This window comes from Helicobacter sp. CaF467b (genome assembly GCF_022664765.1).
In the GTDB taxonomy this organism is placed as follows: Bacteria; Campylobacterota; Campylobacteria; order Campylobacterales; family Helicobacteraceae; genus Helicobacter_D; species Helicobacter_D colisuis.
Genome location: NZ_JALAIY010000001.1, coordinates 674067 through 687667, shown reverse-complemented (window position 1 = coordinate 687667; position 13601 = coordinate 674067). Strand labels below are relative to the sequence as shown.

The window sequence follows — 13601 nt, the reverse complement described above, 5'->3', positions numbered from 1 at the left end:
GGCATTAAGTATATCTCCAAGTGCTTTAGAGGCTTTAGGAGAGGTGTTTGCCACTTCAATTAAAAAGGCTAAAGAGCTTCCACTCTCATCAGCACGGATTAATTCAATGAGTTCTAACTGCCTTTGTCTAAGTGTGGGCTTATTAATAGCATTAAGTATCTTTAAAGCACTTGATTTTAAAGGCAAATTACTCTTTTGCAAAGCATCAATAAGTTTTTGAGTGTTGCTGTCCTCTCCACTCTTCAATCTTCCTCCAAACTCTTCTCCAAAGGCAAATAAAGCCTCTTTTTCTTCAGGTGTGTAAGAGTTATATATTTCTTATTAGATTATAAATTCCGCATTTTTACTATCTCATCTCTTAATCTTGCTGCCTCTTCAAAATCAAGTCTTTTAGCCGCTTCATGCATTTTTTTAGTCAATTCTTTAACCAATTTTTCTCTCTCTTGCCTTGGCATTTTTTCTTTCTTTTTAGCTTTTTCATAAAGCATTCCTAAATCTTGATTTTTAAGATTCTCATCTAGCTTTCTTGAAACACTTTGAGGTTTAATATTATGAGCTTTATTGAAAGCCTCTTGTTTGTTGCGACGATAATCTGTAACTTCCATTGCTTTTTTAAGTGAAGGGGTAATTTTGTCAGCAAAAAGCAAAACTTTACCATTAACATTTCTAGCTGCTCTTCCCATAGTTTGTATAAGACTAGTCTCACTACGCAAAAAACCTTCTTTGTCTGCATCTAGAATCGCTACCAAAGAAACTTCGGGTAAATCTAATCCTTCTCTTAAAAGATTAATCCCTACTAAAACATCAAACTCCCCAACTCTAAGCCCTCTAATGATTTGATTCCGCTCAATCGCATCAATTTCAGAATGCATATAACGCACCTTTAGCCCCAAATCATTATAATAGCGCGTTAGCTCTTCTGCCATTTTTTTAGTTAGTGCTGTTACAAGCACTCTCTCACCTCTTGCAATGACTTTTTTAGCCTCATCATATAGCACTTCAACTTGATTTTCTACACTCAAAACTTCATAAAGGGGATCAAGCAATCCTGTTGGGCGAATAAGCTGTTCTGCTGTGTGATTTTCACTTAGTTCCAATTCCTTCTGCGCAGGTGTTGCAGAGACAAAAAGGAAATGGGGGGCTTTATGGATAAATTCCTCATATTTTAAAGGACGATTATCTAAAGCACTTGGCAAACGAAATCCATATTCCACAAGCACTTCCTTGCGACTCCTATCCCCTGCATACATTCCGCCAAATTGTGGCAAACTCACATGCGATTCATCAACAATCAATAAATAAGGCTTATTTTTTTGAGCAAAATAATCTAGCAAAGAATAAGGTGTCTCTCCTGGTGCTTTACCTGTCAAATGTCGTGCATAATTCTCTATCCCCTTGCAAATCCCTGTTGATTCTATCATCTCCAAATCAAACTCGGTGCGCGATTTTAGTCTCTCATATTCCACCATTTTATTTTCTTTTTTAAAAAAGTCCAATCTCTCTGCAAGTTCTTTTTCAATACTTTTAATTGCCACTTTCAATCTATCTGCCCCAACAATAAAAGGATTTGCTGCATAAAGCACAAATGATTCTAAAGATTTTAAGGGCTTTTTATCCACACTATCTAAAATCGCAATTTTCTCTAACTCATCTCCAAAAAACTCTAGCCGCACCACTTCATCTTCACTATACGCTGGATAAATATCAATCACTTCACCATTAACCCTAAAATCCCCCCTATCAAAGAAAGAATCGTTGCGTTTATAACCCATCTCAACAAGTCTAAGCAGCATATTTCTTTGATTATAGCTACTTCCTGTTTCAAACTTTTCTATCATTTCCAAATATTCCTTTGGATTCCCCAATCCATAGTTTGCTGATACAGAAGCCACCACAATCGTATCATCATAAGCCAAAAGCGAAGTTGTAGCCGATAGTCGTAATCTCTCTAATTCTTCATTAATACTCGAATCTTTTTCAATAAATAAATCTTGCCTTGGAATATATGCCTCTGGCTGATAATAATCAAAATGAGAGATGAAGTATTCCACATGGTTTTTTGGGAAAAAACCTTTGAATTCGCTAAAAAGCTGTGCTGCTAAAGTTTTATTATGCGTCATTATAAGCGTTGGTATTTGCAACTCTTCTATAATGTGTGCCATTGAAAAAGTCTTTCCGCTACCTGTTACACCAATTAAAGTTTGGTATTGCGAACCACCCTTAATATAATTACTTAATTTTTTTATGGCTTGAGGTTGATCTCCTGCAGGTTTATAGGATGAATTTAAAATAAACTTTTGCATAACAAACAAGAATCCTTATGTGAAGTTTGTGAAGTATAGTTGCAATTATAGTCAAAATTTCTAGATTCTATTTTTAGCACAAACTTTAATTTTATTTAAAGATTAAAATACTTGACTTTTGTTAATTTTATCTTTATTATTTTATCCTAAATTCTAATCTAAAGGACATATAAATGCGTGGAGTAATATTGGGCAGTGGAATCATCAGTGGTGATGATGGAAAAAGGTATCAATTTCACCTACAAGATATTCAAAATCTTGAAGGTAGAAGCGAACAAAGTTTAGAAAAATGTGAAGTAGATTTCGAAATTGATGAATCTGGAGAAAAAGCTAGTGCAAAAGCTATTTTTATTACCAAATCTTCTGCAAATGTTGTGGATTCTATTACCAATTCGCTAAATGACAATAGTATTAGTTCCATTAAACTTAAGGCGTATATTGGAATAATTTTTTCTGCACTTGCTTTTATTCCATTTCTTGGTTGGTTTTTTGCTATTGCGGGAGTGGTTGTTTATATTTTCGCACTCATTGGAATCTCAAGAGAATCGGGTTGCAAGTCAATAATTTTTAATTTCATTATCTCAGCAGTCTTATCATTCATTTCAACTATTATCATTTCTTTTTCAACAGTTTCTGCTGTGGTTGGAGCTCTTTCAAATGCAGATTCAGGCATATTTGCAGGTATTGGTTTTGCTGGTATTATCGGTTTTATTATTGCAATTAGTGCGCTATATTTTTCTTATAAATATTATTCATTACTTTCAGAAGCTACCAATGAAAGATTGTTTTTCTATGCCTTCATTATTAGTGTAATTGCGACTTTAACAATATTTATCCCGCTTCTAGGTATTTTACTTACTATCATCTCCTACATTGTTCAAATTGTGGCGTGGGTTAAATTTAAAGAAATTCGAAAAATCAACTAAAGAGCTTTTTTGCTCTTTATGGTTTTCTATCACTCACCTACAAAGCATTTTTAATTAAAATTACTAAATTTTTTGCTTTCTATTCTTAGAAACTTTCATATTTTCAGAAAATAATGTTAAAATACATTTTTCACTCCCAAGCAAAAGGTTTTACACAATGGAAGAAGCACAAAATATTTCAAACAAACTCTTAAAAGGCATAGATGATTTAATCACAGAATTACAAAGAACACGCGATGAGAATCAGCAATTACGACAACAAATTGTGCTTTTAAAAGCTGAAAATGAAGCTAAAAATACAGAAATCAGTTCACTTTATGATGAAATCGGCTCAAAAGAAAAAGAGTTAGAAAATGTCTTAAACAAAATTCAAAATGTTCTTGGTCACTAATGGATAATATTCTTCGTGTTTGTATTGTTGGAAGGCATTATGATATTCCAACACAAGAAATCTCACAAGAAACCCTAATAGCCTTAAATCATCTCATTGATGAAAGTCAAAATATCAACCCAAAAGACTTACTCAAGGCTTTTTTGGAAGCTTCAGAAATCTCAAACACTCTCAAAACAACAATCCAAAAAGCCAACCAAATCTTAGAATCCAACAAAAATCCCTAAATCTTGTTTTATTATCTAGTTGCTATTCTAAAGCAAAACTCTCCTTTGCTAACCTATGTTTCCACAACCCCTATGAATATTGGTGATATTATCAAAGTTCCCCTGCTAAAAAGCACTAAAAATGCCGTGGTGCTCCAACCTTGCAACAAACCAAATTTTCAATGCAAATTTTTAGAATCCACACAAGAATACTTTTCTAAAAACCAACTAGATTTAGCCGAATTTATCACAAGCTATTATTGTACTTCGCGCTCTGTTGCTTATGGAATCTTTACCCCTTTTCTTAAAAATTCTACCCCTATTAAGCAAACAAGCCTAGATTTTACTCTACCAAATTTAAGCCCCAAACAAATCCAAGCACTAAACTTTATCAATTCCCATCAAAGTTCCCTACTCTTTGGAGATACAGGAAGTGGAAAAACAGAAATTTATATCCACCTCCTTAATCAAACTCTCAAGCAATCCAAAAATGCACTTTTATTAATGCCAGAAATCTCCTTAACTCCTCAAATGGAAAAGCGTCTTTATGCAGTTTTTGGAGATATTTTAGCCTTTTGGCATTCTAAGCTAAGCAGCAAAAAACGAAAAGAAATCCTAAAAAGGCTACGCAATGGAGAAATTAGAATCTTAGCAGGAGCACGATCTAGTCTCTTTCTCCCCTTAGATCATTTAGGGCTAATTATTATTGATGAGGAGCACGATGATGCCTATAAATCTTCCTCATCTCCACGCTACCATACTCGAGATGTTGCCCTTTATCTAGCCAAAAAAACTAATATCAAAATTCTCCTTGGTAGCGCTACACCACTTGCTAGCACCTATTATAAATTCAAACAAAACAAAAGCATTTTTAGGCTAAAAGGCACTTACTATCAAAGTAAAAAAGAATTTCTCTTTTTCCCTAACAGCAATGAATTACACCCCCTTATCTTGCAAAATCTCAAAGAAAATCTCCAAGCTCATAAACAATCTATTGTTTTTTTACCCACAAGGGCAAATTTCAAACATCTCCTTTGCAATACTTGCGGAAATAATATACAATGCCCAAATTGTAGTGTTTCTATGAGTTTGCACAGCAAAGATTCTTCTCTAAAATGTCATTATTGTCACCATACAAGCTCTATCCCAGAATCTTGTCCCATTTGTGGTGGTGCTTTAAGCTCTTTAAGGATTGGAACGCAAGAATTTGCCAATCATCTCTCAAAAGAAATCCCCAATGCCAATATTGCTTGTTTTGACAGAGATTCTATCACCACACAAAGAAAACTCAAAGAGACTTTAAAAAAATTCAATCATCACAAAATTGACATTCTTGTTGGCACACAAATGCTCTCCAAAGGACATGATTATCATAATGTTTCCTTAAGTGTAGCACTAGGACTTGATTATATTTTAAAGGGGAGTGATTATCGCTCTAGGGAAAAAGCTTTGGCTTTAATGTTTCAATTATCAGGCAGAAGTGGTCGCAAGGAAAATGGAAAAGTAATCATTCAAACCCTTCAAGAAGATTTTTTCAGAAATTATCTCAATGATTATGAAATATTTTTGCAAGAAGAATTAACTTTTAGAGAGCATCTCTATCCCCCTTTTATGCGTTTAGCCCTCATTAAAATTTCACACAAAAAGCAAGAAGTTGCAGTGGCTATTACAAATGAAATTCTAGCAGTCCTTAAACAAAATCAAACAAATGAAGTCGAAATTGTTGGATATGGAATAGCACCTATTGAAAAAATTGCTAATAAATGGCGTTATGTCATTTTATTACGTTCTAAAGAAGCAAAAGCCCTACACCAAACACTCTTAAAAATCAAAAATATTCCTTGCGAAATTGACATTGATCCCATTGAGTTTAATTAAGGGCTTAATTCAACAAAATCAACTCACTCTTCTATGACGCAAATTTCTCGATTTTTAATAGCAATCAATGTCCTAAAACCTACAACAAACACAATCACTGCACACAACACTCCTCCCAAAATTCCAAACACCTTATAAATAGGAGAATAACTTGCAATATAAAGTTCCAATGAGCAAAGAGTAAAAGCAGCAATTGGGAAAGTAAAAGCCCACCACGAAAGCGCAAATTTTATATTTAAAAATACATTAAAAATACTTGCCATCAAAAAAATAAAAAATAAAGCCACACTAAAACTAGCACTAGCAATCACATACGAACTTCCCATTGATATAAAATCATTAAACATTAGCAAAACATCAAGCCCAAAAATACTAGGGGGTGCGATAAAAATAAAGAGTGTAGGAAGAAATTTTTGAGGAAGATTTTCTCCAAAAATAAGCCTAAAAAGCAAACCAGCTCCTAAAAGAATCCAAAAAAAAGTTCCCATTCCAAAATAAAAAATCAAAACTTCATAACTTACAATCACATCTCCCAAGGCTATATTCAACTTCATTCCCGCTAAAGGAACGATAAGATTCCCCACAATAGGAATAAACCACGCAGGACTTGCCATTTTTTGTTTCATTTCATTAACAAACCAATATTTCACTACATAAAGACTAAAAATAAGCTGTAATAAGGCTCCAATCCAAAACAACACCAAAGCAAATCCATCTCCAATATAAGGCAAAACCAACATCAAAACAATCAAAATCGACACTGAAACTGCTGCAAAAAAATTAATTCTAACAGGATGCTTTAATTCTTTAAGAAAAGCTTTTGGGTATTTGATTATTTTCAATCCATACAAGCCAACTATTGCCACTAACAAAGCCACACTGATAGCAACACAAATCACAGATAGCCATCCTAAAGATTCATGTAACTCAAAAATATCAATGCTTTTATTAACCACTAAAGACAAACCACCAACACCCATCACCGAAGCAAAGAACATAATAGGAAAATGAACTAACCAATAATCTTCTTCCATACTTTCTTTATTTTCTTCCATAATTAACCTTTTTAAAAAAATTATGGAAGTATATTCCAATTTACTTTAAATAAATGAGACAAAATCACATGAGTATTTTTTTGTCTATGCTATAATATTTATCCAAATTTTTTAAATTTTCAATCTAATGGAGAATTCGTAATGCCTTCTTTTTTTCAAAAACTTGATGATTTTAGTCTTAAAGTTAAGATTATTTTTGTAAGTTTTACTGCTGCGGTTATTGGATTATCAATTATTGTTTTTTTTGTAGGAAATCAAAACTTTGATTTTGCCAAACAAACCACTACCAAATACACACAAGCTATTCTAAAAACTTATGCACAAAGTATTGAATCAGAAATTAACCTCGCCTTTGATTCTTCTTCCAATATTGCTTTGCTTGCACAAAGAAATCTCAATAATCTTGATTTTTTACAACAATTTCTACAAGATATTGTTCAAAAAAATCCTTATTACAAGTCCGCTTTTATATGGTTAGGTAATGACCAAAGCTATACCGCTAGTCGTGGCAATGAAAATCTACAATTTAAAGCTAATGAAGTCTATTCACTTTTTAAAGACACTAAAGATTCTGTTTTATTTATCCCCAAACAAACTCTAAAATCAAAAGATAGTCCAGATAAAACACCAATATATGCTCCCATCTATGTCTTCACACCCATTCACTACAACAATGAAATTATAGGTTTTAGTGGAATTTCTTTTGATTTAGAAAAACTCGGTTCCACTATTAAGCAGGTTAAAATCTTAGAAAGCGGTTTTATCGTGCTACTTTCCCATCAAAGCACAATTCTACATCATAAATTTTTCCATGTTTTTGGAAGATCCATGGAAAGTGTCGATAAAAGTGCAGCACAAAATCTTAAAGAAGTTCTTAAGGGTAAAGAAATTGTTTTTGATAGAATTAGCCCAAATACAAATGCTCCAATCACCACTATTATGGAACCACTTACTTTAAAAAATGGCACACATTGGGCAGTATTTGCCAATATCCCTTTAGAAGAAATGCTACAAACTGCAAAAACAAATCGCAACTTTGCCTCTATAATTTCACTTTTAGTGCTTTTATTTATTTGTATAATAATGTTTGGAGTAAGCCATCTCATCTACACACGCATTAATCTCATTAAATACGGCTTACAGGATTTCTTTGATTATCTAAATAACAAAAAAGATAACTTCCACAATATTTCTCTTAAAAGTAAAGATGAATTAGGGATTATGGGAATGATGATTAACTCCAATGCTCAAAACATTAAACTTGGAATAGAGCAAGATCGAAACACTATTCATGACTTTATGCAAACTTCCAATAATATCAAACAAGGAGATTTAACCAAACGCATCAATCAAATTCCAAATAATCCACGCCTTATAGAACTTAAAGAAGTTTTTAACTCTATGCTTGATTCTCTGCAAAATAGCATTGGTTCTAATTTGACAGATATTGCAAAAGTGCATCAATCTTTTTCTTCTCTGGATTTTACCCAAAGGATACAAAATCCTAAGGGTGAGGTAGAAATTATCACCAACAATCTAGGCGAAGAAGTCTCTAAAATGCTAAATTTCAGCTTCCAATGTTCAAAAACTCTGCAAGTTAAAAGCAACGATTTAATGAATTTGCTAAATACACTTGTGCAAAAATCAAATACCCAAACTAATGCTCTTCAAGATAGCGTTATCACAATTACAGAAGTTGCTGAAAACATGCAGGAAAGCAATCAAACAATAAAGGAAGTTACAAGACAAAGCGAAGAAATTAAAAATATCTTAAAAATTATTCAAGATATTGCCGATCAAACTAATCTCCTAGCTCTCAATGCTGCTATTGAAGCTGCAAGAGCTGGAGAACATGGAAGGGGATTTGCAGTTGTAGCTGATGAAGTCAGAAAACTTGCAGAACGAACAAGCAAATCTCTCAATGAAATCGAATCATACACCAATACACTTGTGCAATCTATCAACGAAGCTGGAAATATCATCCATCTTCAAGCTCAATCTATGGAAAATATTACACATTCTATTCAAGAAGTAGAAACCATCACGCAAGAAAATAATCAAATTGCCAATGATGTAAGCCTTATTAGTCGAGATGTTGCACATTTAGCTGATGATATTTTAGAAGATGTCAATAAGAAAAAATACTAGCCACTAAAGCTCTATGCAGAGTTTTTCTATTCATCATAATAGATGCTAATAGAAAAACTCACTCAAATCTTAATGTGCAACCGCCTCGCTAATCCCTACTCCACTTTGCGCTCTAAAATCTTGTGCTGCAAATCCTTCTTTGTCAATCTTAGCTCTTTGCGAATTATCAAGCTTGGAAATAATATAAATTAAAATAAAAGTAATAGGCATTGAAAAAATCGCAGGATGATCATAAGGAAAAATCGCTTCACTAAACCCAAAGCTTTTAATCCAAATACTAGGACTTAAAATCACCATCACCAAAACAGAAATTAATCCAATCAATCCTCCCCAAAATGCACCCTTAGTTGTAAGATTCTTCCAATAAATACTCAAAAGCAAAATTGGAAAATTCACACTTGCTGCAATCGCAAAAGCAAGTCCAACCGTGAAAGCAACATTTTGTTTTTCAAAGATAATTCCAAGTAAAATTGCAAAAATTCCAATTCCAATTGTTGAAATTTTAGTTACCTTCATTTCTAGTTTAGGATCGCACACACCATTTTTGCAAACATTTACAAACAAATCATGACTAATAGCTCCCGCTCCAGAAATAGCTAGCCCAGCTACCACAGCCAAAATCGTCGCAAAAGCAACTGCAGAAATGAAACCATAAAAAATATCTCCACCCAATACTTTTGCTAGAGTGATTGCAACCATATTAGTAATCCCATTAAAACTACCATCTACATTGGTAAATTGAGGATTACCAAGCAAAAGTGCAATTGCCCCAAAACCAATAATGAAAGTTAGAATATAAAAATATCCCATTAAACCAGTGGCATAAAAAACAGATTTTCTAGCCTCTTTGGCATCTTTCACTGTGAAAAATCTCATCAAAATATGGGGTAATCCAGCTGTCCCAAACATCAAGGCAAGTCCCAAAGAAATAGCTGAAATACTATCAGGCAAGAATCCTCCAGGCAACATTATTTTTTCCCCTTGCAAATGATTCTGTATGGCTTGATTAAAATAATAACTCAAATCAAACTTAGTAAGATACAAAATCATAATTGCCATAAAAGTGGCACCGCCTAGCAATAAAATCGCTTTTATGATTTGAACCCAAGTTGTAGCGTGCATTCCACCAAAGGTAACATAACAAATCATCAAGATTCCTACAATAATTACTGCAGCCCCATAAGGAAGCCCAAAGAGAATCTGAATCAACTGCCCCGCACCAACCATTTGTGCAATAAGGTAGAAAACAATAACACTTAAAGCAGAAACCGCCGAAATAATACGAATTGGTTTTGATTCTAAACGATAGGCAGTAATATCTGCAAAAGTAAATTTACCCAAATTTCTAAATTTTTCTGCTATTAAAAAAAGAATAATAGGCCAACCCGCTAAAAATCCTATAGAATAAATTAAGCCATCAAATCCATTAGTAAAAACTAGTGCTGTAATCCCTAAAAAACTAGCCGCACTCATAAAATCTCCAGCAATTGCTGTCCCATTTTGCATACCTGTAATATTACCACCAGCTGTGTAAAAGCCACTGGCACTTTGACTTTTTTTGTTAGAATAATACGTAATCCCAAGCGTGGCTAACACAAAAATCAAAAACAATGTTACCGCAATGGGGTTAAACTCTGATATTGCGACATTTTCCATATCAAATCCTGCCCCAAAACCTGCACTAATTAATCCCAAAAAGATTCCAAGAATTTTTTTCATTTTTACTCCTTTATCTTCCCATTTTTCAAGTCTTCTAACGCCCCACTTTTTTCCAAATCTTCTATGGTTTCTTTTTGCATTTTATCAAAATACCAATTTGCAAAAAAAGTATAAAGCCCTGTTGCTAAAATACACAACACGATTAAAAAGATTCCAAGAATAATCCCTAGGGTAATAGCACTAGGACCAACACGATAACCCAAAACTTCCGGGAAAATCCCAATACTTAACAAAAATACATAATAACAAAGCAAAATAACTAAAGACAATATTAAGCTAACCTTACTCCTAAAGGCTACAAAGCTTTTATATTTTTGAACCGATTCTAAATATTTTTGTTCCATTTAATATCCTTTACTAAAAAGTTCATATAAATGTTACAAAAAAACTCAAAAATATAAAAATAATTTAATAATTTTAAATAATAATATAAGATTAATATTTACAATAAGTAACATAATTAATTATTTGTATATTTTTGTAACACTATTTTTAAAATAGAGAATCACCCAAAAGTCAAAAAAAGTCAAAAAAAATAGATAAGAAAGACAAAAGAGATAAATATGCCAAGAATCAAAGATTCTTGGAAACTAGTAGTAATTTAGGAATTATTTTGCAATAAGAATTGAAATGGGAGACTTTTGGGAAAGATCATTTTGATTAGTAGAGAAAATTTTATTCCAAAAACTCTCTTCACTTTGACCAATAACTAGTAAGTCAAAATCTTTGGCATAATTTAACACTTCTGAAACTGCCTCACCTTCTAGCAACTCTTGCTTAATATTAACGCCTTTATTAGTAAAAATCGCACTAAAATCCTCCAACAAGCGATCACTTTCCTCATTTTCCTTTTTTTCAATATCCTCATATGCAGCTAATGCAGCTTCGCCATAAAGCATAATGGGAGTTTTGACATGAATAATAGTAATGGCACAATCCTCCCTATCTCCAAAAAAATTCACCACAAATTCTGCTGCTTTTTGACAAGCTTTTGTGTCATCCACCGCAAATAAAATCTTTTTCATTTAAAAACTCCTTTATTTTTTAAGGATTCTAACATAAAAAATATAATTTTAATCCCCACTAACCAAAAGCCTTTAAAAACAGAAAAGTTTAATCACTTATTAAAATCAAGTCTTCGCAAAATAGCTTAATATTCTAAATATTTTTGATACCACACTTCTAACGCAAATAAACTCCACAGCATTTTAGCGCGCTTCTCACTAGGGATTTTAGAACCAAAGCAAATCTCATCTATCTCATCTTTAGAAAGAAATTGATCGCTAATGCTTGGTTTTTGTAAAACCTGCAAAATAATTTCTTTTAATTCTCCATTAATCCATTGTTTTAGAGGCACTTCAAAGCCTCTTTTTGGAGCATTATAGACTTCTGCATCTAAATATTTCTGTGCTAAAAGCCGCAAAAGATATTTTGTTTTTTTGCCTTTTATTTTTAGAGAATCATCTAAAGCAGGGGCAAATTCTACTAGCATTTTAGAAAGAAAAGGAGAGCGACCCTCTAACGAATTTGCCATTGTGGCAATATCCATCTTAGGTAGTAAATCACTTAATAAAAGACATTGTGAATCTAGCAAAAGCATTTGTGAGAGTGGGGAAATTTTGGAGCAAAAAGTCGATTCCAAATCTTGATTAAAAAAATCATTTAAGTGTGTTTCAAAACTAAAATACCCTTCAAAAATATCTGTTGTCGCACTCAAATAATAAGATTTAAAATCTTTTTGATAATGGCGTGCCATTTGCAAAAGACGATAAAAGTAATTATAAAGTGATTTTTTCTCTCTAGGTTTGGGAAATAATCCCAAAGCACCACCCAAAGCTTTAGTTTTTGGAATAAGCAAATGCCCAACATAACGCCGATAACCCCCAAAAAGCTCATCTGCTCCATCACCATTTAAAATCACACTTAAATATTTTTTTGCCTCCCTTGCAACATAATAGCTAGGAATCGCTGAGCTATCAGCAAAAGGTCGCCCATAATTTTGCAAAATCTTAAAAATATCTTGCTTCAAATCCGTGCTAATCTTTAAAGTTGTGTGATTAGTGTGGTATCTCTTTGCTGTCATTTCTGCTAAACTACTCTCATCATAAGTACCATCAAATGAAATGGTAAAAGTGCGCAAATTTGGATTTATCTCACTAGCTAAAGCCACAATCAATGAGCTATCAATCCCACCACTTAAAAATGCCCCCACTTCCAAATCCGAAGACAAAAGCCTATTTTTTATGCTTTGTTTTAATAGCGTTTCACAAGCCTCCAAAGATTCTTGCAAATTTGTTTTTTTGGGTTGCTCATAAATTGCTTTTAAATCAAAATAACTCTGAATCTTTAAATAATGATTTGCTAAATCATAAATTCCATAATGTCCATTAGGCAAAGAAAAAACATCTCTATAAGGCGCACCATCTTGATAAAAAAAACCACTTTGTAAAAAAAAGGCTAAAGAATCTCTATCTATCTCCATTTTTTTTATTCCAACTAGCGTGTTTAATTCACTTGCAAAGCCAAATGATTCTGCTTTTTGATAGTAAAAAAGTGGTTTTTTTCCCATTCTATCGCGCGCTAAAACTAGCTTGTGCTCTTTTCTATCAAAGATTACAAATGCAAACATTCCATCTAATTTATCCAAAAAATCAATACCATAATGCAAATACAAAGCCAAAATTGTCTCGGTATCACTATGAGTTTTAAAAGTGCAAGAAAGCTCTCTTCTTAACTCCATATGATTATAAATCTCTCCATTAAAAACAATACTCAAATGCTCTAAATTCATAGGTTGATTAGATTCTTTGCTTAAATCTTGAATGCTTAGTCTTGCGTGAAAAAACTGCAAAAATCCACCCTTTGTCATCTCCTCTAATATCCCTTTTGCATTGGGTCCTCTATGAGACATTAAAGAATAAACTTTATCTAAAGTCATCTTAGGCATATTAAGGCTTCCAGCGATTCCACACATT

General features: G+C 32.9%; 11 protein-coding genes and 1 pseudogene. 5 read left to right on the top strand and 7 right to left on the bottom strand.

Translation table 11 applies throughout. The features are described 5' to 3' along the window. A pseudogene (locus tag MKD52_RS03595) lies at window positions 1-246 on the bottom strand (hypothetical protein); the annotation flags it as partial. 80 nt (window positions 247-326) lie between these two features. Continuing rightward, window positions 327-2303, bottom strand: coding sequence for an excinuclease ABC subunit UvrB (gene uvrB, locus MKD52_RS03590; RefSeq protein ID WP_242099273.1), 1977 nt, complete (start codon window positions 2301-2303; stop codon window positions 327-329). Between the two features lie 173 nt (window positions 2304-2476). Between uvrB and MKD52_RS03585 the strand changes: the two genes are divergently transcribed. The 4 genes from MKD52_RS03585 to MKD52_RS03570 all read left to right on the top strand — a co-directional run bounded on the left by MKD52_RS03585 (window position 2477) and on the right by MKD52_RS03570 (window position 5704). Next, window positions 2477-3229, top strand: a complete 753-nt coding sequence (locus tag MKD52_RS03585) for a hypothetical protein (protein WP_112058063.1) — start codon at window positions 2477-2479, stop codon at window positions 3227-3229. 157 nt (window positions 3230-3386) lie between these two features. Beyond that, on the top strand, window positions 3387-3620 hold the full coding sequence (locus MKD52_RS03580) for a hypothetical protein (protein WP_242099272.1): 234 nt from the start codon (window positions 3387-3389) through the stop codon (window positions 3618-3620). Continuing rightward, on the top strand, window positions 3620-3847 hold the full coding sequence (locus MKD52_RS03575; protein WP_112058061.1) for a hypothetical protein: 228 nt from the start codon (window positions 3620-3622) through the stop codon (window positions 3845-3847). The genes MKD52_RS03580 and MKD52_RS03575 overlap by 1 nt, the downstream gene beginning before the upstream one ends. A gap of 3 nt (window positions 3848-3850) precedes the next feature. Continuing rightward, window positions 3851-5704, top strand: coding sequence for a primosomal protein N' (locus MKD52_RS03570; protein ID WP_277930806.1), 1854 nt, complete (start codon window positions 3851-3853; stop codon window positions 5702-5704). Window positions 5705-5727: 23 nt separating this feature from the next. On the opposite strand, the gene MKD52_RS03565 is transcribed toward MKD52_RS03570, so the two are convergent. Further along, window positions 5728-6759, bottom strand: coding sequence for an SLAC1 anion channel family protein (locus MKD52_RS03565; protein ID WP_242099270.1), 1032 nt, complete (start codon window positions 6757-6759; stop codon window positions 5728-5730). A gap of 141 nt (window positions 6760-6900) precedes the next feature. On the opposite strand from MKD52_RS03565, the gene MKD52_RS03560 reads away from it, so the two are divergent. Next, the gene (locus MKD52_RS03560; RefSeq protein ID WP_242099269.1) at window positions 6901-8907 is read left to right on the top strand and encodes a methyl-accepting chemotaxis protein; all 2007 of its coding nucleotides are present in this window, start codon (window positions 6901-6903) and stop codon (window positions 8905-8907) included. 69 nt (window positions 8908-8976) lie between these two features. On the opposite strand, the gene MKD52_RS03555 is transcribed toward MKD52_RS03560, so the two are convergent. The 4 genes from MKD52_RS03555 to asnB form a co-directional block, all read right to left on the bottom strand. Further along, window positions 8977-10626 carry a cation acetate symporter gene (locus MKD52_RS03555; protein ID WP_242099268.1) on the bottom strand — a complete coding sequence of 550 codons (1650 nt, stop codon included), beginning with the start codon at window positions 10624-10626 and terminating at the stop codon, window positions 8977-8979. 2 nt (window positions 10627-10628) lie between these two features. Continuing rightward, window positions 10629-10970 (bottom strand): DUF485 domain-containing protein, encoded by a 342-nt coding sequence (locus MKD52_RS03550; RefSeq protein ID WP_242099267.1) that lies wholly within the window; start codon window positions 10968-10970, stop codon window positions 10629-10631. A 264-nt stretch (window positions 10971-11234) separates the two neighbouring features. Continuing rightward, window positions 11235-11651, bottom strand: coding sequence for a universal stress protein (locus MKD52_RS03545; RefSeq protein WP_112058056.1), 417 nt, complete (start codon window positions 11649-11651; stop codon window positions 11235-11237). A gap of 125 nt (window positions 11652-11776) precedes the next feature. Further along, on the bottom strand, window positions 11777-13600 hold the full coding sequence (asnB, locus tag MKD52_RS03540; protein WP_242099266.1) for an asparagine synthase (glutamine-hydrolyzing): 1824 nt from the start codon (window positions 13598-13600) through the stop codon (window positions 11777-11779). Between the last annotated feature and the right edge of the window lies 1 nt (window position 13601).

What these genes read in the sequence shown, in the direction of transcription:
- uvrB (WP_242099273.1), bottom strand. Translation starts at nt 2,303, where the DNA reads ATGCAAAAGTTTATTTTAAATTCATCCTATAAACCTGCAGGAGATCAA.
- MKD52_RS03550 (WP_242099267.1), bottom strand. Translation starts at nt 10,970, where the DNA reads ATGGAACAAAAATATTTAGAATCGGTTCAAAAATATAAAAGCTTTGTA.
- MKD52_RS03580 (WP_242099272.1), top strand. Translation starts at nt 3,387, where the DNA reads ATGGAAGAAGCACAAAATATTTCAAACAAACTCTTAAAAGGCATAGAT.
- MKD52_RS03565 (WP_242099270.1), bottom strand. Translation starts at nt 6,759, where the DNA reads ATGGAAGAAAATAAAGAAAGTATGGAAGAAGATTATTGGTTAGTTCAT.
- MKD52_RS03585 (WP_112058063.1), top strand. Translation starts at nt 2,477, where the DNA reads ATGCGTGGAGTAATATTGGGCAGTGGAATCATCAGTGGTGATGATGGA.
- MKD52_RS03555 (WP_242099268.1), bottom strand. Translation starts at nt 10,626, where the DNA reads ATGAAAAAAATTCTTGGAATCTTTTTGGGATTAATTAGTGCAGGTTTT.
- asnB (WP_242099266.1), bottom strand. Translation starts at nt 13,600, where the DNA reads ATGTGTGGAATCGCTGGAAGCCTTAATATGCCTAAGATGACTTTAGAT.
- MKD52_RS03575 (WP_112058061.1), top strand. Translation starts at nt 3,620, where the DNA reads ATGGATAATATTCTTCGTGTTTGTATTGTTGGAAGGCATTATGATATT.
- MKD52_RS03545 (WP_112058056.1), bottom strand. Translation starts at nt 11,651, where the DNA reads ATGAAAAAGATTTTATTTGCGGTGGATGACACAAAAGCTTGTCAAAAA.
- MKD52_RS03560 (WP_242099269.1), top strand. Translation starts at nt 6,901, where the DNA reads ATGCCTTCTTTTTTTCAAAAACTTGATGATTTTAGTCTTAAAGTTAAG.